Genomic DNA, 25,193 nt, shown 5'->3' with positions numbered 1-25,193 from the left:
TCATGTTACCTTGTTTATTCGAGGCTTAAATTTTGTCTTAATAAACATCGTGCTAATTTTCAATACCTGATCCCCACTGAAGCATCGCACTGTAATTTTTTCACCATACAAATTTACTTCGACTTCATTCCAACTACCTTCGAACGGAAGACTCCCTATTCTCATTCTTTCCAGTATAACTTCTTCAACCAATTTTGTTTGAGCTGCAATATCATTTCGTCCACCTAATTTATCTAACATTTCATCGAATCCGTGGTCGTGTTGACTATTTTCAAAATAATGCCTTAATTTATTTGGATTCCTGGCATATTCTAATGCTTTCTTAAATTTTTCAGTTTCTGATTCATCAAATTTTTTTTTCTTTTTCTTATTTTTCCAATTATTAGGATCATTAGGATCTGGCGGCATGCCACCATCGCAAGCGGCACTAACGACACGGGAATCGCTATCGCTATCCTCATTTCTTGGGGGATCCATTTTCTTTTTGGCAGGATTTTGATGCCCCATTGTTGTGTGCACCAAAATCTTCATCTTCTTGGGTGGCGCATTACTTTCAATTACCTGGAGAGCATTGGCATCTTTCAACTGCTCATTTTCTCCATCTTCATTCGGCTCATTTGATACTTGGCTAACTGGTTCTTTTTCTTTAGCAGGAACACTTTCTTGAGTTGATTCAGAAGCTGAATGATTCGGTGTATCTATTTTTTTCGGCGGCTCAGTTTGTTGAGAAGAAATTTGGTCTCCATACAGAAATGGTTTATTTAAATAGTCAGGTTTAGGAAAAACTGCTTCATATAGATTTCCATCGTTCCTATAAGGCGCTATCAGAGTAAAACCATTTGGGCCGGGATATAATTGGTTCGACCGTTCTAAATCGCTCAACGTCATAGGGACTGGATAGATTGGAGATGATTCATCAAGGATAGGATTACCTTGCGCATCAACTGTCAATATCCGCGAATCAACTCCTTTTACCCGCAGTTCGTAAATTTCCTCTGTGGTATACACCTTATCGACTTTATCAGTGGCCGAAAGGCTTGAATTGGTATAACCGTGATCGCGATTATAGGTATGCAATGCTGCATGCGCAGCACTTTTAACCGATGTGGTGTTGTTATTATAAGAATTATAGGCATGGTCCTGTTTATTCTTGCTCGTACCATAAACTATTGCTGCGCCCGCAGCAGTTGTTTTAATAACTGACCAGTATTTATCTGCTAGCTCAAGCGCTTTATAACCTATTTCGAATGCAGCCTGCGGCGAGATACTGTTATTAACTAGTTCAGATTCAGGTCGCGAGTTCGCGTTGCTATTTCTCGAAGCACTCGCAGCAGCAATATACTTGAAAAAAACATCGCGGTAAGAAGTATTATTTTTGTAGCCCCCATATACATCCTTTGAAAGATTATTTGAGATGCTGCTTTGTCTATTGCTAACCCTCTCGAGAAAATCTTCATATTTCGATTTTGCCGAAGAACTTACCTCAGCTTTGGCAATGTCCGCTGCTTTTTGCGCTGCAATTCTGTCTTCAGCGATTTTCCAATATTTATCCGCAATATAATTATCAATCGCTGTATAATTTGCTTTGGAACTACTACTCTGTGCTTTGCACATCACCATTACGCCTGAGTAGGAATTTCTGCTAGAATTAGCCTTCCCTGATGAAGATGAATCGGAATCATCACTTCCATAGTTTTTATTTTTATCAGTGGACGACTGTTTCGATTGAGCTTCTAGCGCCGCGGCCTGGCTTGATTGAACCGCTGCCGTAGTCGACTGATTTGATTGAGTAGTATTTGATGCTGCTGGACTAAAGTTAGCAGAGCTTCCTTTTTCTTCAGCTCCAAGAGTGCAAATAAAAAATGAGAATACAATAATTATTTTGTTGTAGATATATTTCATTATATTCCATCGCAATATGTTTGCGTCAGAATATTATAAAAGCTTGCTTTTTTTCCGGTCGAATCAATTGATTTTCTTGCATAAGAGCACAGACCCTTATTTTTGCATTCTTCAGGATCTTTCTTACTATCTAAAAATCGCTTTAGAATCGTTGTCGTCGCTATGTATTCCACATCTCGATTAGAAAATTCTTTAGCTGTAACAGCTGCTAAGCATTGCGCAAATTCTTCATCAATTTCCATTCCTCGATCTAAAAAAGCTTTTTGATACAATTTTGCCTTTTCAACTTTATCCAATTCCTTGATCTCACACACCGATCCTGAAAATCTATCTTTAACTGCTGGATCTAGTGCTTCTAAATCGTTGGTTGCGACAATAAAAAAAATATTTTTATTATCTTGCAGCTCCTGTAATTCAGTAAGCAAAGTTATTAACGTAGCTCTGTGCTCTTCATGCGTATTATCTCTTCTTTTAGTGGCAAGAGCATCAATCTCATCAATAAAGACCAGAACGGGACTATATAAATTTTTTGCTGCTTCAAATGCACGTCTGATTTTTCGTGATGATTCACCGATATATTTATCGCCAAAAAATGATGCAGAAAACGATAATAGAGGAATTTGCAATTCTTGAGAAAGAACTTTAACCAGATGCGTTTTGCCCGTGCCCGGCTTGCCATGTAAGAGCAACTTATTATGTATAGAAACGTTTTGCTCTACACATTCTTTATGGTATTTAAAGTACGAAACCAGATCCTCGACATGTGATGGTAATGTACCTATATATTTTCTTGCTATTCGTTTATAGACATCGAGCTTTTTTTCTTCACTTGAAAGTTCGGCCGGGAATTTTGGCGAATAATAATGCGCTTCGCTATCTTCCGGCTTTTGAGTTTCCGTAGTTTTAGCTATAGCTTGGACCGTCTTCCATTTTTGCCTCTCAGCCAACGCCCTCAACAACTCCTCTTGCGGCAAATTTTTCAAAATATGATCAAATCTATTGAGCCATTCATCTGTTTCTAATTTTGGCATCCCAGCCGACTCCGCATTAATAGTGCTTGCAATTAAAAACATAGTAAGTAAAACGTTTTTTTGTGTACTTCTGATGATGCTCATAATTTTCCTGAAGTTTATAAAATCCGTCTAAATAAAATAACAATGTAATGAATCTGCCCTGCAGTATAACGCTTTTGAAAAAAAGTTCACTGAAAAACAAACCCACCATTGCAGGCATCATTTTTTTTAAAATCGATAAGATTGCACTCGGTAAATTCTTCTTGTAGGAATAGAAAAGAAAAGATAGGCTCTCACCAAAAAGCAGGAGTAGCAATGAATATGTGGCATACCATGATCATGATTATTAATCAAAGTAATATCTATTGCCTCAAAGATGTTTTTGAGATTTTCTTCTTTGCAGCCATTATTTTTTCCATCAGCACGTGGCTCAAAAAAGATCGATCGTCCCCTCTTCTTTTTTCCTTTATTGCTTCATGCGTTTTAATGCTCGTTGCTGCGTACGCACAACTCGATACCATCATGACGTTTATTTTATTGTATAGCCCCGGCATCATCATGCTTTTAATGCTCGCGCACCAACAATCATTACAAAAACAACTCATCACGTTCAAAAAAACTCAACCGCTCATGCCCACAGCGCACGATGATTGGATCGATTTAGTAGTACGCGCGGCGCTTCATGCTCGTTCTCTTGGAAAATCTTTTTTATGCATTATTGAGCAGCGAGATGCATTGCATCCGCTTCTTGAATGCGAACTACACATCAATGCGCCGCTGCAACCATCACTCTTACCATTCGTGGTAGAAAGCGGTTTATTTGATCAAAGCTGCGCATTACTCATTTGCCAATCGGGTATACTTTTTGGTATTAATGCATCGTTCAATGCACATACTACACAGCGCACCGGCAATCCCCATGATATTCACCATTTTATTGCAAGCGCTGAAATGCTGACGCAAAAAACCGATGCGCTCGTACTTATTATGCAACCAGCATCGGCAGGATGCACCGTCGTAGCAAATGGATCGGTAATGGAACAATTAACTACTAAACAAGCTCATTTATTTTTGAAGCAACAACTGAGCATTGTTCACACGGCACATAAAGTTCAAGGAGAATCGTATGAAATTCGTTCAGATAAAACAGGCGTTCACGAGCAACCTCGTTCTTAAAACTTTTTCACTGCTCACCGGCTACGCGTTTTGGTATCTTTTAAGCCAATCGCATATGATCGAACAATCAATCACTATGCCAATTGCATGGTTTGATGTTCCTGAAGGACTGTGTATTCAAGCACCGCAATCGATTACACTTACAATCGCAGCAAAACGAAACGTTTTGAAAAAAACGGCGGCGCATTTTGATGCTATTCATTTAAGTGGTCGCGATCTTGTTATCGGCACGCATCATATTGCAATTACACAAGATAATTTTTTTGTACCTGATGAAGTTAAACTGCTACACTGTTCTCCGTCATTAATTTCGGTCAATGTCAGCGCACAGGAACAACCAGCATGAACTCATTTTTTGGCACCGATGGCATTCGCGCGAAAGTAGGAGATGAACCGTTTACGGTCGAAACGTTATTATCGATCGGCTACGCACTCGGCGCATGGGCAATACAACGCTATGGCCCCACACCGACGCTTTTGCTCGCGCACGATACGCGCATTTCTTGTTCGCTTGTTAAATCGGTAATAAAGAGTGGTTTATTTTTGCATCCCATTGCAGTGCACGATGCGCAGGTACTTACAAGCCCTGCAGTCCTGGCGCTGATGCGCAAACAGCAACAGTTTGATGCGGCTATCATGATTTCAGCTTCACACAATCCGTATCACGATAATGGTATTAAAATTATTGATGCAACGACTGGGAAATTAACCGCTGCGGATGAAAAGGCGCTTTCTGAACTCATCATTGCACCAAAAGAATTTAATTACGCAGCGCTTGGCACGCAATACGTGATGGATAATGCTATTCAAGAATATCAATCGATAATTAAGCATCATTTTGATGCATCACTTCTTGCAGGAAAAAAAATTATTCTTGATTGCGCGCACGGTGCAGCTTCAGGGATCGCCCCGGAAATTTTCAGCACTCTTGGTGCGCAAGTAATTACTCTTTTTGATCACCCAAACGGTATAAATATTAATAAACAATGCGGCGCATTGCATACGCAAGCACTGCAAAAAGCGGTTGTTGATCACCAAGCAGATATGGGATTTGCTTTCGATGGGGACGGCGATCGGGTTATGGCGGTTAACATGTACGGCCAATTGAAAAACGGTGATGATATTTTAGCGCTCCTCCTGAGCCATCCGCTTTATAAAAAAACCAAAATGGTTGTCGGCACCGTCATGACCAACCAAGGGTTTGAAGTATACCTTAAAGAGCGATCGATCGAATTATTGCGCACGCCAGTTGGCGATAAATATATTGCGGAACAATTAGCGGCGCGAAAACTTCTTATTGGAGGGGAGCCATCTGGCCATATTATTTTGAACGACTATTTACCAACGGGCGACGGCATATTTACTGCACTGCGCGTCGCGCAAGCAATAATTCATTCCGGCAATTGGGAAATGAATACGTTCACAAAATTTCCGCAAATTATTATTAATATTCCGGTAAAAAATCGGCGCGATTTATCTGAGTCGCCATTGCGAGATATTATTGAACACACGACAAACCAACTTCATAACGGAAGACTATTAGTTCGCTATTCAGGAACTGAACCACTCCTGCGTATTATGATCGAGGATGATGATTGCGATCACGCGCAAACCCTTGGTAGACTATTATCGCAAACGTTGCAAAAAGAAATTTCATAAATTTCTCCAAAATATTTTTTATAGAGAGCGGGTACAGAATCTTAATTTTAGATTTATAGGGGATACAAATGGAAAAATCGTTCATTGCCAACTTATTCGATTTTTTTAAATCGATTTTCTTTAATGGTCTATTAGTTTTACTCCCCATAACGCTCACGATTGGGGTATTTAATGTCGCTTTTAGATTACTTAAGGGATGGCTCGCGCCTATTTATCGCGTTGAGCCTGCGTACCTGCAATCGATTCCGCATTCAGAAATTATTTTGGTACTCTTGCTTATCTTGCTTGTCGGCGCAATTTTTAAAATCTTTTTCTTAAAGAGATTTTTGCTTTTTTTAGAATCGATCGTTGCGCGCGTTCCACTTTTTAATCCGGTCTATTCTGGCATTAAACAGCTTGTTCAAGCGTTCACTGGTCAAGATAAGTTGACGTTTCAAAATGTGGTGATGGTTGAGTTTCCGCGCACAGGGGTCTATAGCATTGGATTTTTAACAAGCGAAGTTCCCACAGAAATTAGCCCAAATAAGGCACAACGTTTTTTCAAAGTATTTATTCCTACAACGCCAAACCCAACCACTGGATTTCTTATTGCGGTTCCGGAGCAAGAAATACGCACCGTAGATCTTTCGCGCCAAGAAGCGATGAGTCTTATTATTTCTGGCGGCATTATTCAGCCAGATCGATTTGCAAAAAAATAAGTGTTTTTATCGCGAAAGCTCGCCTTCTATTTTTTCTATACGCTCCTGAACCTGCCCCGCTTGGCGCTTAAGTTTTTTAATTGCGACCGGGCGTGAACGGCGTTTTATCTGATTGCTCATCTTCTTTATTTGTTCATCGATTGTTTCAAGTTGTTTTTTTAATTGCACTATTTCTTTTTGTAAATCGTTTCGATTAACTCTTTTTGGTAAAAGATCTACCTCAGCGGTATCTTTTGCCTCCTGTATTTTCTGCTCATCTTTTAAAGAGCATTTATTTGTGCACGATAAAATTAGGATTGCTGTAAAAAGTATCTGTTTAGAAAATTTTTTTAATGCGTGCTTCATTTTTTCTCTCATTGTAATTTTTAATCCACATTTTTATACTACACAAGCAAACATTATAATAGTCAAAAGTAAAATCAAACCAAAAGCCGAACTGTTTTATGAAAATTCTGACCTCCTTATTATTCCTTCTTTTCTCTGTAAATATTTTTTCCATGGATAATCAAAGAAAATTACCACAAAAGTCAACCAATAACCAAATACCGCAAAGAAAACAGCTTTTTTCGTTCAACAATCCGGCTGTGCTCGTTGCTCACACGATATACTTAACACAGATCGTAGTACTTAAAGAAAATAACGTAATCAATCCAGATTTAGCGCAAAATATTATCGAAGCTTATGAGAAAGGCTCGAGCGAAGAGTTAACGAAGCCGTACCTTTTTTAGAATATTGATGGTATGCTACGGATCTGGGGGAATGCATCATTAAGGAGCACTCTATGATGAATCGTTCTTTTCGTTCTCTTTTTTTCACATTTATTTTAATAACCCACTCCACTTTGCCACAAAAAGCTTTTATCATTGTGCCGGTTGCTAATGCAGTCGGAGCACCAATTGATGCTGAATCTGCTATTAATGATTATAATTGCATGTGCGCTTCTTGGGGACCATCAGCAGAAGACAAAATCATTTGTCCGCGTATTCATCAATTTCTTTTCAATGAACAAGTCACCATTATAAGAGAACAAGATCAACAAGTGCTCGTTGAATCGCCCGCCGCTATCTATGAAGATAAAAATTCAAATGAATCAAATCAATATTGGACGCTCAAACGATACATTTTGCCACTTACAGAATTAAAACGCCGAAATTTATCAGCATCGTATATTCCAAAGTCTTTTGGGCAAGAAACAAACTCTGCAAACGATTTGATCACGATTACGCTCAAGCTTCCCTTCTATGATGATGCGACCAACCGTACCTATTCGGCTGGAACTCGCTTTATAGCTGTGCCGCATAAATCATCGTTCATCGCCTGGATTTATGATCCGAGCCATCATTTTTTCCAAACGGTGCATATTCCAGACAAGGTGATTGCCCCAATTTCATACGAAAAAAGCTCTGATAAACTAGAAGCATTTGTTTCGCTCCTTTCCGATTGGGCTCATCGGCCAGAGGGAAAAGTCCCTTTTATTTGGGGCGGCGCATCGCTCACGCATTTCTATCCACGCTTTCAATTTTCGCTCAAAGAAAAACTCAGCCCCACAGGAAAAAAAGCATGGTATTGGTCGATCCACCATCAACTTTATCCGCTTGCCGGCTTTGATACATCAGGCCTAATACTGCGCGCAGCGCAGATTTGCCAAATTCCTTACTTTTTCAAAAATACGACAACTGCCCGCACTCATCTAAAAAAGGTGCCCGAATATGAATCGTTAAAGAAAGGTGATTTACTTTGGATCCCAGGCGGATTATTGGTTATCAGTAGTGTCCGGCATAATAAAATCATTGCGATTGCTGGGTATCAATTTGGCTACGGCGCATTGAAAGAGTTTAAGCTCGCTGAGCTTTTTCAAGACGTTTGGACGTACAAAGAATTACAAGAGCTTATGGCAAATAACGGCACGCTCATTATGAAAAAAGCTGATGGATCAATCGGGCGTGAAATAAAAGAATATGAATTTCTCTCGTTGCGACCGCTACTTGAACGTTTTTAATTTATTTAAATTCTTGTAAGAAAAATTTTAAATAAAAAAGTTCGAGTGAAAAAGGCTGGCCGCCTTGCTTGAAAGAACCATCAACGCGATACAAAAAATCGTGCGCTTTTTGCAATTGCGTAACGCTGTATTGTTGCCATGCACCTTTAATAAAGGTAAATGGCAAACGAAATGCGATTTTTTTGGCTTGCACCTGTTCATTTGCTCGCATTAATTCAATAAATGAAGCGGCACGAAAAAGTTGCTCCGACCAAAACGTAATCCAAAAAATATCTGGATACGTTTCACGCAGCAACTGCCATTGAGAAAAAAAAGATTTTTTGGTTTCCTGAAAAAAAATGGCCACTGAGGGTAAAAAGCGAACTTTCTCCGGCGACAAGCTGCGTTAACCATTTTATTTGAAAATCGTGCACCATGGGGCGACTCATAATACTTGCATATTGAATCAGCAAACAGCCAGCTTCAATCGAATACGTTTCATGCTGCGTTAAAAGTGCTTCAAGATGTTTCGTGTCGGTTGAATTCATTACGCAAACAGCAAGTGAGGATAATTCTTCACGCGTAACTTTTTCTTTTAACTCGATAATCAACTGTTGGTTTGATGATGACTCAATCAAATCGCTATAAAAAGCAACCAAATGCGGCCCGCGGTATGCAGAAAAAAATTGAAGAAGTGCTTTGTGCCGCTTATTTTCTAAACGACTCAAATCCCCAAGCCAATAAAGAACACGCTGCCCTAAAAAACCGACTGAAATCTCTGCTTTTAAGCTCGCATCCTCACGCTCTTCAAGATCGAGCATAATGCATTCTAATCCGGTTTGTTGTTTTATTTTTTTGAGCAGTGCGCTAGAAAAAAGAAGTGGGTATTCGGGTGCCTTGATCGCAAGCGTCGCATAATCTTGATAGATCTGCGCCTGCTCGATCGTGCGCATAAAAGTGGTAAGATTCATGCAACATTTCTCTCGTTTAGAAATTGTGCTCGAGAATTTTTTGCCCCAGCGTTTCGGCCGATGGTGCACTAGAAACTGAAGGTTTACACGATTCAAAAAGCGTTTGCGTTCCTTGCCAAGCAAGTTCTCGCATTCTTTCTATCTCATGCCAAGATAGTGGTTCACGCTCAGCAGTTCCTTGAATTTCAATAATTTTACCAGATTTGGTGAACACGAAATTAAAATCTGCAGCAACTTGGCTATCTTCAGCAAAATCTAAATCTACTAAACAGGTACCGTTTTGAACGCCAACCGACAATGCTGCAATCTCATCGCTCATGACCGGCTCTTTAATCACATGCCCCGAAAGCCAACGATCTTGTGCAATGCGCAATGCGATGCTTGCGGCAGTTATACACGCAGCACGCGTACCACCATCAGCTTGCAGCACATCACAATCGACATTGATCGTGCGCTCACCAAGAACGGAGAATTTAATAATAGTGCGCAGCGATCTACCAATCAAACGAGAAATTTCTACCGAACGTTCATTGCGCTTTGCAGCACTTTCACGCTCAATACGATTTTTTGTTGAAGTCGGCAATAGAGAATAAGAAGCAGTGAGCCAACCTTGCTGTTTACCTTTAAGAAAATGAGGAACACCTGAAGATAAGGTGACCCCGCAAATGACACGCGTTTTGCCTATTTCAAGCAAAACTGAGCCATCGGCATAATCAAAAACGTTATAGGTAACTCGAGTAGGGCGAACCTCATGAGAAAGCCGCTGATACGAACGATGCATATGGCGGCCCTCTCTAAGGTTTTTTTATTTTTTATTGATCAAGCAATTTTAGACGAATTCTGCCGGTCGCTGGATCGTAATCAACAACTTCGACTTTAACGTCGCTATCGATCGGATATTCACGTTGCAGATCGCGTTGTTTTTCGCGTGGAATCATAGAAATATGTACCAATCCGTCTTGGCCAGGAACCAACTCAACAAAGAGTCCAAATTCAGCAACACGTCTAACTTTGCCTTCGTGAACACTACCCTTCTCGATCAAGCCGCCAAGCAATTTAACCCAGTTAATTGCTTGCTCAACTTTAGCATCCGGGCCACCGTAGATTTTAACCAAGCCATCATCTTCAATATCAATCGTGGTGCCAGTTTTATCGATAATATCACGAATAACTTTGCCACCTGTACCAATAATCGCACCGATTTTATCAGTTGCAACTTTGAACATAATAACTTTTGGTACTAAATCAGATAATGGATTTGGGGTTGTCATCACTTTTTGCATTTCGCGCAAAATGTGTAAACGCCCTTTTTTAGCTTGCTCAAGAGCAGCTTCAAACACTGAACGGGATAAACCACCTTTGTATTTGATATCCATTTGGATAGCGGTAATACCCTCTTGGGTACCAGCTACTTTAAAATCCATTAATCCGTACGCATCTTCGGTACCGTTAATATCGGTCAATGCTTGGAATTTACCGGTTGGGCTGCCAAGCAATCCCATAGCGATACCACTGACCATTTTGCGAATTGGAACACCAGCATTCATAAGCGCCATTGTTGAACTACAAACAGTTCCCATAGAGGTTGAACCATCTGATTCAAGAACGTCCGCTACAACACGAATCGTATAGGGGAATTGTTCTTTATCTGGAAGCATTGGGCTCAAAGCCGATGCCGCTAGATAACCGTGGCCAACTTCGCGGCGACCTGGCCCGCGATTTGGGCGAACTTCGCCTGCAGAGAATGATGGGAAGTTATAATGAAGCATGAACGATTTTTCTATCGTATTGCCCATGAGATCTTCAACTTTTTGCTCATCTTGACCGCCACCCATCGTCACGCTTGCAAGAACTTGCGTGCGACCACGTTTGAATAAACCTGATCCGTGAGCAAACGGCAAGAGGCCAACTTCTACTGAAATCTGACGAACTTGTTCGAAATCTCGTTCATCAAGACGTTGCCCTTTTTCAAAAATAAGGCGCGTAATTTTTTCTTTAAGAACGTTGTCATAAACATAGTCGACAACTGCCATTGAAACTTTTTTCTCTTGAGCAATTGGCTCAAAATGTGCTTTTGCTTGATCGTAAAGAAGTGACATCACTTGATCGCGTTTAATTTTATCAGCGATGAAGCATGCTGAAACTTTATCAGGCGTTAAGAACACTTCAATTTGCTCTTTCCACTCAGCCCATGCAATACCGTCGGCAATGCTTTCTTTCATCACACCAACTTCACGGCAAATTTCTTCTTGCCATGCAACTTGTTTTTTAATTTTTTCATGCGCTTTGAAAAGAACGTCCAGGAATTGCTCTTCAGAAATCTCGTTGGTGCAACCTTCCACCATACAAATACCTTCTGCAGTTCCCGCGACGATAATTTTCACATCAGATTCTTTTGTTTGCGAATAGGTAGGATTAAAAATCCATTCACCATTCACGCGGGCAACTTCCACCGCTCCAACAGGGCCCATGAAAGGGATTTTGGAAATGGTGAGCGCTAAAGACATCGCAACAAGAGAAATAGTGTGCGGAGAATGTTCTTTATCAACAGAATAAACGGTTGCCAAACTTTGAATTTGGTTAAAATAATTTTCTGGGAAAAGTGGACGAATCGCGCGGTCGATAAGGCGACCGGTCAAAATCTCTTTATCGGTAAATCTTCCTTCGCGCTTATAATAGCCACCCGGAATTTTACCCGCAGCAGCAAACTGCTCACGATAATCAACCGTCAATGGTAAAAAGCCTGGAAACTCCGGTGAAGGAGCGGAAACAACGGTTGCCAATATGACGGTACCACCTTGTGCAAACCACACAGCTCCGTCAGCTTGTTGGGCAAATTTGTTGAGGGTTACTTCGTATCCAAACTCTTCTAACCTAAATTTTTTTACCATTTATTTTGACCTTATATCGTTTATAGTAAAGCGATTGTTGAACTTATTATAATTTATCTGAGATTCAAACGTCCGACCAACGCTTTATATTGTTCTTCATCATTGTGCTTAAGATACTCTAAGAATCTACGTCTTTTGTTAACACTCTTAAGTAAACCACGCTTAGATGAATAATCTTTTTTGTGACTATCAAAGTGCTCTGTCAAACGATTAATATGCTCTGTAAGAAGCGCAATTTGAACTTCTGCAGAACCTGTATCGTTTGCATGTTTACGATTTTTTTCAATTATTGAACTTTTTGTAACTTCCGCCATGGATAACCTTTACTCTAGTTGATCGTTTTACTGGTAGGCGCGAACGGGATTGAACCGTTGACCCTTGCTACGTCAAAGCAATGCTCTGCCACTGAGCTACGCGCCTACACGTTTTATATTACGATTCTCTTATTCTTTGCATTTCATTCATTTCTTCGATGCGGGCCTGACGTTCAAAATCATGTTCATCGGTACCTAAGTACTTATCTTTGAACTGAACGACGCCAGTACCAGCAGGAATTAATTTACCAATGATTACGTTCTCTTTCAATCCATACAAGTAATCAACTTGACCCTCAACTGCCGCAGCAGCTAAGATTTTAGTTGTTTCCTGGAACGAAGCGGCAGAAATAAAGCTTTCAGTATCCAACGATGCAAGGGTCAGACCCATGAGCGTTGGTTTACCTGAAGCAACTTTCTTGCCCTCAGCTTGAAGGAGACTGTTGACCGCTTTAAAGTGAATTCGATCGACGCGATCACCTACCAAGAAGTCTGAATCACCTGGTTCAACAATGCGAATTTTACGCAACATTTGTCGAACAATTAATTCAACGTGTCTATCGTTAATATCAACACCTTGCAGCAAATAAATCTCTTGAATCTGATTTACGAGATATTTTTGCAATACTTCAGGGCCCATGATGCGCAAGATATCGTGAAGAACTGGAGTCCCTGTTGTAAGAGGATCGCCAGCGCTAACTTTATCGCCATTCATGACCATAATCTGCTTACCGCGCGGTACAAAATAGTCATGAGTTTCATAACCATTGCTTACCGTCACTTTACGCAAACCACGATGCAAGCCACCAAATACTACTTCGCCATCGATATCGGAAATAATAGCTGGGTCTTTCGGTACACGAGCTTCAAAGAGCTCAGCAATACGCGGCAAACCACTCGCGATATCCTTGGTTTTTGAAATTTCTCGAGGCATTTTCACAAGCACGTCCGCAACACTCACTCGCTGACCATCTTCAACAACAAGATAAGAAGCCGGTGGTAGATAATACTGTGCTAGTTCATTGCCTTCATCATCAACAATGTTGATTGCAGGTTGATACTTATCATTTTTATGCTCAAGAATAATTTTTGAAGATTTATTCGTTGCATCATCAAAAATATCTTGAACCGTAACATTTTGTACTAAATCAACATATTGTACCTTACCAGCACGCTCTGTCAGAACAACGCGGCTGTTTGGATCCCACTCAGCAAGAACGGTACCAACTTTTACTTCTTGTTTATCTTCAACAAGCAATGTGGTGCCATATTCTAGTTCATGTTGTTGCAATTCACGACCATCTGGCGAAGTAACCACCAATCGCGATTTACGGCTCATATTGACCGCTTTACCATCACGATTTTCAAGGGTACGAACACCGCGTAGTTGAATAATACCAGCGTGTTTTGTAACTATAGATGATTGCTCACCCGCGCCAGAAGCGGTACCACCAAAGTGGAACGTTCTCATGGTCAGCTGGGTACCAGGTTCACCGATCGATTGCGCTGCAATAATACCAACGGTTGTGCCTATGTCCACAAGTCTACCTTTAGAAAGGTCGAGCCCGTAGCACATTGAGCAAATTCCACGTTTTGCTTGGCAAGTAAGCACCGAACGAACCGGTATTTTACTTACTGCAGAATTTGCAATTTTATCAACATCATCTCTTCGTACCAAATCACCTTGTTTGAAAAGAAGTTGGCCACTCACACGGTCTTTGATATCGATTGCAACAATACGTCCATACGTTCTGCTTGCTAGAGAAAGAAGTGTGTCGCCACCTTCTTTAAGATCTTCAAGCTCAACATAGCCAAGTGATTTGCAATCGGACATCGTAACAACCACATCTTGCGCAACGTCAACAAGTCTTCTGGTCAAATAACCAGAGTTTGCTGTTTTGAGCGCCGTATCGGACTGCCCTTTACGAGCTCCGTGGGTAGATACAAAATATTCAAAAACGTTTAATCCATCTTTGAAGTTACTCTTTACCGGTGTTTCCATAATTTCGCCTGTTGGAGTAGACATCAATCCACGCATACCAACAAGCTGCTTAATTTGATCCTTAGAACCACGGGCTCCAGAGTCTAACATCATGAAAATCGGGTTAAATGGCTTAAATTCTTTATCTTTATTCAAGAATGCAGAATCGTTCTCTTGCTCTAGATTACGCGTTACTTCTTTTGCAACATCAGCTGTCGCATGACCCCAAATACTAATAACTTGGTTGTAACGCTCTCTATTGGTGATAACACCATCCATATAAAGATCTTCAATACGCTTAACGCTCTTTTCAGCCTTGCCAACGATCTCATTTTTCTGTTTAGGAACCATGAGGTTTGCAAGAGAGAACGAAACGCCACTTTGAGTCGCGTAATAGAAGCCTAATTTCTTAATTCTATCAAGACATTCAACAGTTGCTTGCGTACCAAACTGATAGTAAATACGCTCAACCATTTTGGTCAAATCACTCTTGGCAATAACTTTATTTACCCAATTAAAATCTGCACCTACAGGAAGCGCGTTATATAGAACAACGCGACCAGTAGTTGTTTCAGCTATTTTGCCAGATGCTAAGCGAACTTTAATTTTCGCATGCAGCGCTACTTGATCATGCTGATAAGCAGTAATCACTTCTTTCACACTTGAGAAAGAAAGGCCTTCGCCTTTAGCATTGCAACGAACCTTAGTAATGTAGTGCAAGCCAAGAACCATGTCCTGACTTGGAACTGCGACCGATTTACCATTAGCAGCAGAAAGAATATTTTTCGTTGAAAGAAGCAATGTTTTTGATTCTTCTTGTGCTTTATCGCTCAATGGAATGTGTACTGCCATTTGGTCACCGTCGAAGTCAGCGTTAAATGCTGCGCAAACGAGCGGGTGAATTTTAATAGCTTTACCATCCACCAAGATCGGATAAAACGCTTGAATACCTAAACGATGCAACGTAGGTGCACGATTGAGAAGAACCGGGCGGTCTTTTACAACCCCTTCCAGAACATCCCAAATCTCTTGTGCTCCCTCTTCAACCATTCTTTTTGCAATGCGAAGGTTTGGCGCCAATTCGCGTTCCATCAAGCCTGCATAAATATAGGGCTTAAAAAGCTCAAGCGCCATAATCTTTGGCAAGCCGCAGTGATCCATTTTCAATTCAGGATCAACAACGATCACAGAACGACCAGAATAGTCAACACGTTTACCAAGTAAGTTCTGACGGAATCGACCTTGTTTACCGCGAAGCATTTCGCTCAACGATTTTAAAGGACGGCGATTAGTACCACGAACTGGTTGTCCACGACGGCCATTATCGATCAACGCATCAACCGATTCTTGAAGCATCCGTTTTTCGTTTTTAATGATAACGGACGGCGCTTCAATCTCCATCAAGCGTTGTAAACGAATGTTTCTGTTGAGCACGCGGCGATAGAGCTCGTTCAAATCTGAACTTGCAAATCTACCACCTTCAAGAGGAACCAATGGGCGCAAATCTGGTGGTAATACTGGCAATACGCCAAATACCATCCATTCAGGTTTAATATCTGCTTGGATCAAACCAGTAAGCACTTTTATTCTGCGCATAATTTTATGACGCAATGCTACTGAGGTCGCCTTTGCATATTCATGCTTTAGTTTTGCAACTTCAATGTTTAAATCAAAGCCAGAAAGGATCTCTTTTATAGCTTCAGCACCCATATCAGCTTTAAACTCAGTGTCTTCTGGATGAGCTTCCATATAGCGCTCATAATCGCCACTGGTTAAAAGCGTCTTAATTGGGTACGGTGATTTTCCCTGCTTAATAACAATATAAGCATCAAAGTATATCACACGCTCAAGATCTTTAACCGACATATCAAAAACAAGGCTCAAATAACTTGGAATCCCTTTAAGGAACCAAATATGAGCAACTGGCGCTACTAATTCGATGTGCCCCATACGCTCACGGCGAACGCGTGATTGAATTACTTCAACACCACATTTTTCGCACGTTACACCACGGTGTTTCATTCTCTTATATTTACCGCAGTTACATTCCCAGTCCTTTACAGGACCGAAAATGCGCGCACAGAAAAGCCCATCGCGTTCAGGCTTTAATGTTCGATAGTTAATCGTTTCTATCTTTTTAACTTCGCCATAAGAAAGCGAGCGTATCTTCTCAGGCGATGCAAGCCCAAGCTTCATCGCATTAAAGTGAGTTCCGCTGATATATTCTCGAAAGCGTTCTAAAACCTGATTACTCACTGATTTCCTCCTTGCCAGTCTTAAACAGATCCACTCGCAACCCTACACTTTGGAGTTCCTTGATCAATACGTTAAACGCTTCTGGCAATCCAGGCTCAGGAATTCTTTCGCCTCGTACAATTGCATCGTACACTTTAGGTCTACCGTTAACGTCATCAGATTTATAGGTCAATAACTCTTGCAAGGTATATGCTGCACCATACGCTTCTAATGCCCACACTTCCATTTCTCCAAGACGCTGACCACCCATTTGCGCTTTACCGCCAAGAGGCTGTTGCGTAACGAGCGAGTATGGCCCGACAGAACGAGCATGCAACTTATCTTCAACCATGTGGTTCAGTTTCATCATATAGATTGAACCGACAGTGACCGGCTGATCAAAATATTCACCAGATCTACCATCAAGCAATCTAAATGAGCCGTTATCAGGCAAGTTTGCATCTTTCAACATTGGTCTAACGTCAAGGTCCAGTGAGGCACCATCAAACACTGGCGTCTTATAGTGAACCCCTTCTTGCGCTGTTTTTTCAGCAAGCTGGGTAATTCCCTCTTTACCATAAAGCTCTTCGTAAGAAGCAACCAATTCCTTGCCGTAGCACGCTTCAAGCTCTTTTTTCAATACAGATTCTTGAGCATCCGCAACAAGCACACTGAACTTCTTACCAATTTCGCGGCCCACAAGCCCTAAAGCTGTTTCAAGAATTTGTCCCACGTTCATACGAGATACGATACCAACCGGGTTTAAAACGATATCTACAGGAGTACCGTCTTCCAAGTAAGGCATATCTTCGCGAGGAACAATAATAGAAACCACACCTTTGTTACCGTGACGACCAGCAAGTTTATCACCCACTGAAACGTGACGTTTGCTTGCGATATAGACCTTCACCATCTTAATAACACCTGATGGCAATGGGTCTCCGCGCTTCAACTTATTAATGCGCTCTTCTTTCAAACCAATTAAAATACGTTTTTGGTTTTCAAAAGAATGCTGCAGATGCTCTATAGCTTCATTGATCTTTTTATCTTCAGCACGAAGAACGATCAATTCGTCAAAAAGCAATCCAGCTAACGCATGTTCATCATATTTCTTATTTTTAACTAACTTAGCAGCAGTTTTATTTGCAGCGTCTACACCAGCAAGCATTGCTCGAATTTTTTCGCTAATCATTAGCTGTAAAAATTCGTTATGCTCACGGAATTCAGCTTCAAGTTTTTCTGTTAACTTCGTAACCATATCTTTGTAGCGCTTATCTTTACGAATACCGCTTCTTGAGAATACTTTTACGTCGATAACAGTACCTTCAACACCAGGTGGTACGCGTAACGAAGTATCACGAACTTCTCGAGATTTCTCACCAAAAATTGCTCGCAATAATTTCTCTTCAGGTGAATATTGAATATCACCTTTGAGTGTTACTTTACCAACTAAGATATCGCCAGCTTTAACGCGAGTACCAACACGTACAATGCCCTCTTCATCCAGACAAGCAAGTGCAGTTTCACTTACGTTTGGAATATCTTTCGTAATTTCTTCAGGCCCAAGCTTGGTGTCTCGTGCATCTACAATGTACTCATCAATATGAACTGATGAAAGTACATCTTGTGCAACTAATCGTTTACTTACAACGATTGCGTCTTCAAAGTTGTATCCGTGCCATGGCATAAATGCTACAAGAAGATTTGTACCTAGCGCTAATTCACCCTCTTTAATCGCTTGCGCGTTGGAGAGAATATCACCCGTTTGAACACGTTGTCCGCGCTTAACGAGTGGCGTATGGTGAATCCAGGTACTATAGCTTGAACGTTGATATTTTCTTAAATAGTAAACATCAACACCGTTTGCTATCCAATCTTCTGTATTTGCAAAGCCGCCTTCGTCTGCACGAACTACTATTTTTTCAGAAGAAACGTAATCAACAAGTCCAGGACGGCGCGCCATTAAGACAGCTCCCGAAGACTTACAGATCTCTTTCTCCATACCAGTACCAACGAGTGGCGATTGGCATCGAATAATAGGAACCGCTTGACGTTGCATGTTTGATCCCATAAGTGCACGTGTTGCGTCGTCGTGCTCTAAGAATGGGATCAAGGCAGTAGAAACAGACACGAGCTGCTTAGGAGATAAATCGGCGTAATCGATTTTTTGCGGTTCTTCATACAAAAAGTTCCCTTCATGACGAGCGACAACTTTTGCACCTTCACCTTTATTAACATGATGGAAGCCGAAATCTGCCTGTGCAATATACTTATTTTGTTCTTGGAACGCATCCAAGAATATAACTTCGTCTTTAACCTTCGCCTTTTGTACAGGACGATACGCCGTTTCGATAAATCCTAAATCGTTAACCAAAGCATACGTAGCTAATGAAGAAATCAAACCGATAGTTTGACCTTCAGGTGTTTCGATAGGACAAATACGGCCGTAGTGGGAAGTATGTACGTCACGAATTTCGTACGTAGCACGATCCTTCATAACGCCACCGGGCCCGAGGGCAGAAAGACGTCGTTTATGCGCAATTTCAGCAAGTGGATTTGTTTGATCCATAAACTGAGAAAGTTGCCCTGTACCAAAGAATTCACGCAATACAGCACCGAGTGGTTTTATATTGAGTAAATCTTGAGGCATTAAGCCTGTATGTGCATCTTGGGTTCTAAAGCGTTCACGAATGATACGCTCAATACGCAAGAATCCAACATAGATTTGGTTTGTGAGTAATTCACCAACAAGACGAACGCGACGATTGCCCAAGTGGTCAATATCATCAAGCTCACCTTCTCCAAGCTCACGTAAATTAATAAGATATTTTACTGTCGCAAAAATATCTTCTTTTGAAAGAACATGAACGTCTTGATTGACGTCAATTCCTAATTTACGATTCATACGAATACGGCCGACGCGAGTCAGATCGTATAAGCGGCTTGAAAAGAGCATAGCTTCTAAGCGCTCTTTAATTTCCTTAATCGAAGAACTATCGCCAGGCCAAATTTTAGAATGAAGCTCTTTAAGAGCATCTTCTTCAGAGTAGCAACGATCTTGCTGCAATGTCATTGCTATTGTTGGCTGCAATACATAACCAGACGCACTAATTAAATCAAATTCTAACTTTTTTAGTCGGCTGAATTTTTCATAATGTTCTTCTGTAAACGATTGGCCTTGTTCAGCTAGAATTTCACCCGTTTCAGGGTCGACAACATCTGCTCCAAAAACGCGATTAATTAAACTCGCTTTTTTGAGTAAAACTTTGTCAATTCCCGCTTTTGTAAGCCGCTCAAGAAGAGATTCAGTAACACGAGCCCCGATAAATTCGTCACCGATTTTATCTGGGATCATCCCTTTTTCAAGTCGCTGACCAATTAAATTGATATCAACAATTCGATAAAACTCATCTTTTGCAAAATAGACATGATCAAAAGGATAAAAAAGTTTGATAACATTCTCGCGAGCAACACCAAGCGCTTGCAAGAAAGTGGTAACCAACATTTTTTTCTTTTTATCAATACGTACATAAAGATGATCATTGCTATCAAATTCGAAATCAAGCCAAGATCCACGCATCGGAATAATTCGCGCTATGTAATAAGGGCGTCCACGTAAGTCTTTTACTTTTTTACTTTGCGTAAACACCACTCCAGGAGAACGATGCAGCTGACTTACAACAACGCGATCAACGCCATTAATAAGGAATGTACCGGTATTACCAACTTTGAAAACACCGTTTTCCTCGTATAAGTCTGCCATTACTGGCACGTCTGCAAAGAAAATATCCTGTTCTTTTATATCGCGAACTACCTTATTTCCAGTTTCATCGACATCCCACGTCATCAACTGAACTTTGATTTTTAATGGCATAGAGAATGTTTGTCCGCTTGAACGGCATTCATCCAAATTCATTGCCATTTGCACGGTAACACGTGCTAAACAGTTCGAGCACGTCTTATAACGTGCAGTTTTCTTTTTGCAGAATGTACAATGTAACTGATCATCAAGGCGTGAACAATCAGATTTCTTACACGAAGAACAGCTCCATGTATAACGATTTGCAATACCTTTAAGTTTGCCGCATGTACATGACCAGTCGCCTAATTCATAGCTTACGTATTCAAGAGACATCTTATCTTCATAATCGATAGGAAAAATATCTCTCAATACTTTTTCAAGCCCAATTAATTGTCTTTCAGCAGGAAGATAATCTAACTGCGCAAAATCATTAAAGGACTTTGATTGTATAGCTATCAAATCGGGAACTGGTACTATATCTTTAATTTTACCAAACGATTTCCGAACGATACCGTTATCCATGCGCATGTTAGACATGCAGCTGTTCCTCCCTATGCAACTCTTTATCAGCTTTTACTGAAAACATGTCCAATAAAATAAACTGATAGCGATTCCAACTTACTACATTTAGAGCGTTTGCTTACGCCAACTCTACTTTAGCGCCAGCTTCTTCTAATGTCTTTTTAGCTTTTTCAGCGTCAGCCTTAGGCATTTCACCTACAGCATATGGCAAAGCTTCAACTGCTGCTTTTGCATCACCCAATCCAAGATTTGGCAATACTTGACGCAACGCTTTAATTGCTTTGATTTTGTCTGTAGCTTCAACGAGCTTAACTTTGTAGCTTGATTTCTCTTCAGCTTTTGCAGCGCCAGCATCAGCTTGTGCAGCAGGTGCAGCAGCAACTGGCATAGCAGCAGAAACACCAAAAGTTGTTTCTAGCGCTTTTACCAACTCGCTCAACTCGAGCACAGACATTTTGCTGATATCTTCTACCAATTTTTCATAAGATTTAGATGCCATAGCATTCCCCAATCTAAGAATAGATTATATAACACACATAATTACACATTAACAAGTTGCCTAAGCAGCAGCTTCTTGTTTTTTCTTATCGGCCGCTTGTTGCAATACATAAACTAAACGCACCATCATCATGTTGAGCAGCATCACCAATTTTTGTGACGGAGCGTTCAATGTACCACACAAGATAGCAAGCAATACTTCGCGAGGAGGCAATGAAGCGACCGCCTTAATACCCGCAGTAGATATCACTTGATTTTCCAGATAACCAGCTATTAGCTGAAGTTTTTCATTTTCCTTTGCATAGGTAGATAAAACTTTGGCGATAGCTGGAGAATTTTTCTCAGCGTAGACAAAGGCTATTTGATTTTGCAGATATTGTTTCAATTGTTCAGCTGAAGATCCTTCAGAGATAGCACGCTCCATAAGCGAAACTTTAGCTACCTGCATCGATCCGCCATCTTTGTGCAATTTGCGTCTCAAATCTGTCAATTGAGCAACGGATAATCCTTTATAACCGACAATAAACGTTGCTTCTTTTTGCAACCCATCTTTCAAAGACTGTATGCTTTGCGCTTTCTCTTGGCGATTCATGGTTTTACCTTAATCCCATCACTATGCGTTTACAATATCATCGGGGTTAACGCGAATACCAAGTCCCATGGTAGACGTTACCGTAACTTTCTGAATAAATTTTCCCTTTGAAGAAGCTGGCTTAGAAGAACTCAATGCTCTTATGAAAGCAACAAGATTTTCTTGAAGTTTAGCAGCGTCGAAAGAAACACGACCTATTGAAAAGTGCACAAGGCCGCTCTTATCGTTTTTGAAAAAGAGACGTCCCTTCTTCAAGTCGTTAATTACCGGAGCCACTTGAAGCGCAACGGTACCTACCTTCTTGTTTGGTAATAAACCACGAGGCCCGAGAACTTTTGCAAGTTTACCAACCATCCCCATTAGATCGGGTGTTGCAACTGCATATTCAAAATCAAGCCACCCGCCTTCAATTTTTTCTACCAAATCATCCGTACCTACAAAGTCGGCGCCAGCTTCTCTTGCAAGATCCGCTTGATCACCTTTTGCAAAAACAACAATGCGAACCTTTTTCCCAACACTATGAGGCAAAACTACTGATCCACGAACGGCTTGCTCGCCTCTTTCAGGGTCAATACCTAGGTTCACATGCACATCAACCGATTCATCAAACTTTGCGTGTGCTAATTCTTTAACTTTTGCAAGACCATCTTTGAAAGGAAATACGGTGTCTGTATTTACTTTTTCGCTTGCAGCTATGTATTTTTTACCATGCGTTGCCATAACAAAAACCCAATCTTAATCAAACAATATCAATTCCCATACTACGAGCTGTACCAGCTACGATCTTCTTTGCCTGCTCTACATCAAGTGCGTTGAGATCCGGCATTTTAACCGTTGCGATATCTTCGACATCTTTCCAGGTTAATTTGCCAACTTTTTCAAGATTTGGCTTAGAAGAACCTTTTTCTAGCTTGAGCTTCTTTTTAATGAGAGCTGAAGTTTCAGGCGTCTTAACAATAAAGTCGAACGTTTTATCTTTATAAACGGTAACAATTACCGGAAGAGTTTCTCCCTTCAAGTGCGCCGTTTTAGCATTAAACTGCTTGCAGAATTCCATAATCGCCACGCCTTGTTGACCAAGAGCGGAACCAACTGGCGGTGCAGGCGTCGCCGCCCCCGCAGGAACTTTTAACTTAACTTGTGCTTTGACTTCTTTTGCCATTGTACCAACCTACGTAATCATCGTTTTACTTGATCAAAACCCAGTTCAATAGGAGTCATTCGACCAAAAATACTTACCATCAACGTGAGACGCTCATTTGCCTCATCAACTTTCTCGACAACACCAACAAACCCTGCGAAGGGCCCTTCGGATATATCGACTTCACTTCCAACAACGAAATCACTCTTCTTAGGAACCAAGGCGACCTCGCCTTTCATTTGAGAAACTATTCGGCCAATCTCTTTTTGAGATAGCGGCATAGGCTCTTTACCACCTAAAAAGCGAATAACGCGCGGTGTCGCTTGCACCAAACGCATTGTCTCCTGAGACAACTCCATCTCAACGAGAAGATATCCAGGAAAAAGCTGCTGCTCATCTTTTGCTTCAGTCGAGAACATACTCTTTACCTTAGCAGAGGGGATTAATACCTCACCAAACACATCTTGTTTGCCCGTTTCTTTAATGCGGCGCTCAAGATCTGTTTTAATCGCCTCTTCGTACCCAGCGTAAATTTGAACAACATACCAACGCTTCATGTATTTCCCGATGCGCTAAAAAATTCGCCCAGCGATTTTGTAAAAAATGACATCAATAGAACCTATATAGAGAGCAAAAACGCAAACCAAGATAAGAACTATAATTACTGAGCCAACAAGTTCATTAAAACTCGGCCATGCAATCTTGGCTAGCTCAAGCTGGACTTCATGCAAAAAACGAACAACACCCTTCATTATACCTCACCTCTTTTGCATGCAAGAGATGCAAAAAAAACCTTATTCATTTTGGACACTTTCAGATCTTTTCGATCGTTTGGCAGGCCAGGAGGGATTCGAACCCCCAACCCGCAGATTTGGAGTCTGCCGCTCTGCCAATTAGAGCTACTGGCCTCCACAAAAACCTATTTGGTTTCTTTGTGCATCGTATGCTTACGACAATGAGAACAATATTTGCTTAATTGCAAAGAGCCAACTGATCTTTTTCCTGAAACTACTTGCGAATAATTACGCTCTCTGCATTGCTCACATGAAAGGGCAGTAATCACTCGTTTCTTCTTTGCCATATGGTTCTCTTACGTTATGAAACAACTACGACTTTTATTATGGAGCCCGCGACCGGGATTGAACCGGTGACCTCTCCCTTACCAAGGAAGTGCTCTACCACTGAGCTACGTGGGCATACATTTCTCAAACATAGTACTAGGTTAAATAAAAAAAAGGAAAAAAACAACTCGATTTTTATCATTCAACCCTGGTTTAGACGCATCCCGTATCGCTTTTTAGCATTCTGGGACTTGTCAGTTCTTATAAGGAAAGCGATTTTATCAATGTCTTCATCGCTTCTTTTTCATTATTGACCTTGCCTAGAGCCGGTTTTCGCTCGTGCTTGATCGGCCACTGTTAGCTTTTTGACCGGTGTGAATTATTTCTACCAATCAATATGTTAGCGAAATTTGGAGCTGGCGACTGGATTCGAACCAGCGACCTACTGATTACAAATCAGTTGCTCTACCGACTGAGCTACGCCAGCATACTCGCAAAAAACAATCCGTATTGGACTGATTTTATACTAAATTTCAATTTCTTTGCCAAGCTAATTTTCAAAATACTTTTAGCTGCGCCAAAGTACTTTGATGAAGAAAAGTTTGGAGCGGGAAACGGGGCTCGAACCCGCAACCTACAGCTTGGAAGGCTGTCGCTCTACCAATTGAGCTATTCCCGCACACTAATTTCAAACTCTATGCATTCAATCGCTTATTGTAGAACGCTAATCTTTTCTAGCGAAGAATGGCCTGCCGGTCG

At 41.0% G+C, this 25,193-nt stretch carries 23 protein-coding genes and 5 tRNA genes; 6 read left to right on the top strand and 22 right to left on the bottom strand.

Features of this window, described 5'->3' with window-relative positions:
• Together VHO47_01330 and VHO47_01325 are read right to left on the bottom strand one after the other, a co-directional pair.
• Positions 1 to 1,902: a hypothetical protein gene (locus VHO47_01330; protein HEX2977740.1), complete on the bottom strand. Its 1,902-nt coding sequence runs from the start codon at positions 1,900 to 1,902 to the stop codon at positions 1 to 3.
• Positions 1,902 to 3,017: an ATP-binding protein gene (locus VHO47_01325; protein HEX2977739.1), complete on the bottom strand. Its 1,116-nt coding sequence runs from the start codon at positions 3,015 to 3,017 to the stop codon at positions 1,902 to 1,904. Before VHO47_01325 ends, VHO47_01330 begins: the two co-directional genes overlap by 1 nt.
• Before the next feature lie 213 nt (positions 3,018 to 3,230).
• On the opposite strand from VHO47_01325, the gene VHO47_01320 reads away from it, so the two are divergent.
• From VHO47_01320 to VHO47_01305, 4 genes are all read left to right on the top strand, one after another.
• The gene (locus VHO47_01320) at positions 3,231 to 4,091 is read left to right on the top strand and encodes a hypothetical protein (protein HEX2977738.1); all 861 of its coding nucleotides are present in this window, start codon (positions 3,231 to 3,233) and stop codon (positions 4,089 to 4,091) included.
• The gene (locus tag VHO47_01315) at positions 4,042 to 4,437 is read left to right on the top strand and encodes a hypothetical protein (protein ID HEX2977737.1); all 396 of its coding nucleotides are present in this window, start codon (positions 4,042 to 4,044) and stop codon (positions 4,435 to 4,437) included. The genes VHO47_01320 and VHO47_01315 overlap by 50 nt, the downstream gene beginning before the upstream one ends.
• Positions 4,434 to 5,750 carry a hypothetical protein gene (locus tag VHO47_01310; GenBank protein ID HEX2977736.1) on the top strand — a complete coding sequence of 439 codons (1,317 nt, stop codon included), beginning with the start codon at positions 4,434 to 4,436 and terminating at the stop codon, positions 5,748 to 5,750. The genes VHO47_01315 and VHO47_01310 overlap by 4 nt, the downstream gene beginning before the upstream one ends.
• A gap of 68 nt (positions 5,751 to 5,818) precedes the next feature.
• Positions 5,819 to 6,448, top strand: coding sequence for a DUF502 domain-containing protein (locus VHO47_01305; protein HEX2977735.1), 630 nt, complete (start codon positions 5,819 to 5,821; stop codon positions 6,446 to 6,448).
• A 6-nt stretch (positions 6,449 to 6,454) separates the two neighbouring features.
• Here the strand turns inward: VHO47_01305 and VHO47_01300 are convergent, their stop codons facing one another.
• Complete coding sequence (locus VHO47_01300; protein ID HEX2977734.1) at positions 6,455 to 6,793, bottom strand: hypothetical protein; 339 nt, start codon at positions 6,791 to 6,793, stop codon at positions 6,455 to 6,457.
• Positions 6,794 to 6,945: 152 nt separating this feature from the next.
• Here VHO47_01300 and VHO47_01295 point away from each other — a divergent pair, with 152 nt between their 5' ends.
• Complete coding sequence (locus VHO47_01295; protein ID HEX2977733.1) at positions 6,946 to 7,176, top strand: hypothetical protein; 231 nt, start codon at positions 6,946 to 6,948, stop codon at positions 7,174 to 7,176.
• Positions 7,177 to 7,229: 53 nt separating this feature from the next.
• Positions 7,230 to 8,447 (top strand): hypothetical protein, encoded by a 1,218-nt coding sequence (locus tag VHO47_01290; protein ID HEX2977732.1) that lies wholly within the window; start codon positions 7,230 to 7,232, stop codon positions 8,445 to 8,447.
• 1 nt (position 8,448) lies between these two features.
• On the opposite strand, the gene VHO47_01285 is transcribed toward VHO47_01290, so the two are convergent.
• From VHO47_01285 to VHO47_01195, 19 genes are all read right to left on the bottom strand, one after another.
• Complete coding sequence (locus VHO47_01285; protein HEX2977731.1) at positions 8,449 to 8,742, bottom strand: hypothetical protein; 294 nt, start codon at positions 8,740 to 8,742, stop codon at positions 8,449 to 8,451.
• The gene (locus VHO47_01280) at positions 8,732 to 9,397 is read right to left on the bottom strand and encodes a hypothetical protein (GenBank protein ID HEX2977730.1); all 666 of its coding nucleotides are present in this window, start codon (positions 9,395 to 9,397) and stop codon (positions 8,732 to 8,734) included. The genes VHO47_01285 and VHO47_01280 overlap by 11 nt, the downstream gene beginning before the upstream one ends.
• Before the next feature lie 16 nt (positions 9,398 to 9,413).
• Positions 9,414 to 10,178 carry a ribonuclease PH gene (gene rph / locus VHO47_01275; protein ID HEX2977729.1) on the bottom strand — a complete coding sequence of 255 codons (765 nt, stop codon included), beginning with the start codon at positions 10,176 to 10,178 and terminating at the stop codon, positions 9,414 to 9,416.
• A 31-nt stretch (positions 10,179 to 10,209) separates the two neighbouring features.
• Positions 10,210 to 12,288 carry a polyribonucleotide nucleotidyltransferase gene (locus tag VHO47_01270; protein HEX2977728.1) on the bottom strand — a complete coding sequence of 693 codons (2,079 nt, stop codon included), beginning with the start codon at positions 12,286 to 12,288 and terminating at the stop codon, positions 10,210 to 10,212.
• Positions 12,289 to 12,341: 53 nt separating this feature from the next.
• Positions 12,342 to 12,602, bottom strand: coding sequence for a 30S ribosomal protein S15 (gene rpsO, locus VHO47_01265; protein HEX2977727.1), 261 nt, complete (start codon positions 12,600 to 12,602; stop codon positions 12,342 to 12,344).
• A gap of 31 nt (positions 12,603 to 12,633) precedes the next feature.
• Positions 12,634 to 12,708 (bottom strand) — tRNA-Val (locus VHO47_01260).
• Positions 12,709 to 12,720: 12 nt separating this feature from the next.
• Positions 12,721 to 16,839, bottom strand: coding sequence for a DNA-directed RNA polymerase subunit beta' (gene rpoC / locus VHO47_01255; protein ID HEX2977726.1), 4,119 nt, complete (start codon positions 16,837 to 16,839; stop codon positions 12,721 to 12,723).
• The gene (gene rpoB, locus VHO47_01250; protein HEX2977725.1) at positions 16,832 to 21,157 is read right to left on the bottom strand and encodes a DNA-directed RNA polymerase subunit beta; all 4,326 of its coding nucleotides are present in this window, start codon (positions 21,155 to 21,157) and stop codon (positions 16,832 to 16,834) included. Before rpoB ends, rpoC begins: the two co-directional genes overlap by 8 nt.
• A 103-nt stretch (positions 21,158 to 21,260) precedes the next feature.
• Positions 21,261 to 21,641, bottom strand: a complete 381-nt coding sequence (gene rplL, locus VHO47_01245; protein ID HEX2977724.1) for a 50S ribosomal protein L7/L12 — start codon at positions 21,639 to 21,641, stop codon at positions 21,261 to 21,263.
• A 60-nt stretch (positions 21,642 to 21,701) separates the two neighbouring features.
• Complete coding sequence (gene rplJ, locus VHO47_01240; protein ID HEX2977723.1) at positions 21,702 to 22,232, bottom strand: 50S ribosomal protein L10; 531 nt, start codon at positions 22,230 to 22,232, stop codon at positions 21,702 to 21,704.
• 21 nt (positions 22,233 to 22,253) lie between these two features.
• Positions 22,254 to 22,952: a 50S ribosomal protein L1 gene (gene rplA, locus VHO47_01235; GenBank protein HEX2977722.1), complete on the bottom strand. Its 699-nt coding sequence runs from the start codon at positions 22,950 to 22,952 to the stop codon at positions 22,254 to 22,256.
• Positions 22,953 to 22,971: 19 nt separating this feature from the next.
• Positions 22,972 to 23,394, bottom strand: a complete 423-nt coding sequence (gene rplK, locus VHO47_01230; protein ID HEX2977721.1) for a 50S ribosomal protein L11 — start codon at positions 23,392 to 23,394, stop codon at positions 22,972 to 22,974.
• Positions 23,395 to 23,411: 17 nt separating this feature from the next.
• Complete coding sequence (nusG, locus tag VHO47_01225) at positions 23,412 to 23,930, bottom strand: transcription termination/antitermination protein NusG (protein ID HEX2977720.1); 519 nt, start codon at positions 23,928 to 23,930, stop codon at positions 23,412 to 23,414.
• A gap of 15 nt (positions 23,931 to 23,945) precedes the next feature.
• Positions 23,946 to 24,125 carry a preprotein translocase subunit SecE gene (gene secE, locus VHO47_01220; protein ID HEX2977719.1) on the bottom strand — a complete coding sequence of 60 codons (180 nt, stop codon included), beginning with the start codon at positions 24,123 to 24,125 and terminating at the stop codon, positions 23,946 to 23,948.
• An 80-nt stretch (positions 24,126 to 24,205) separates the two neighbouring features.
• A tRNA-Trp gene (locus VHO47_01215) sits at positions 24,206 to 24,282 on the bottom strand.
• 10 nt (positions 24,283 to 24,292) lie between these two features.
• Complete coding sequence (gene rpmG, locus VHO47_01210; protein HEX2977718.1) at positions 24,293 to 24,454, bottom strand: 50S ribosomal protein L33; 162 nt, start codon at positions 24,452 to 24,454, stop codon at positions 24,293 to 24,295.
• A 40-nt stretch (positions 24,455 to 24,494) separates the two neighbouring features.
• Positions 24,495 to 24,569, bottom strand: a tRNA-Thr gene (locus VHO47_01205).
• Between the two features lie 276 nt (positions 24,570 to 24,845).
• Positions 24,846 to 24,921: transfer RNA gene (locus tag VHO47_01200), tRNA-Thr, on the bottom strand.
• Between the two features lie 116 nt (positions 24,922 to 25,037).
• A tRNA-Gly gene (locus VHO47_01195) sits at positions 25,038 to 25,113 on the bottom strand.
• Positions 25,114 to 25,193 lie beyond the last annotated feature (80 nt).

This window comes from Candidatus Babeliales bacterium (assembly GCA_036260945.1).
GTDB lineage: Bacteria > Babelota > Babeliae > Babelales > JACPOV01 > JACPOV01.
This window is presented reverse-complemented; position numbering and strand designations above follow the sequence as displayed.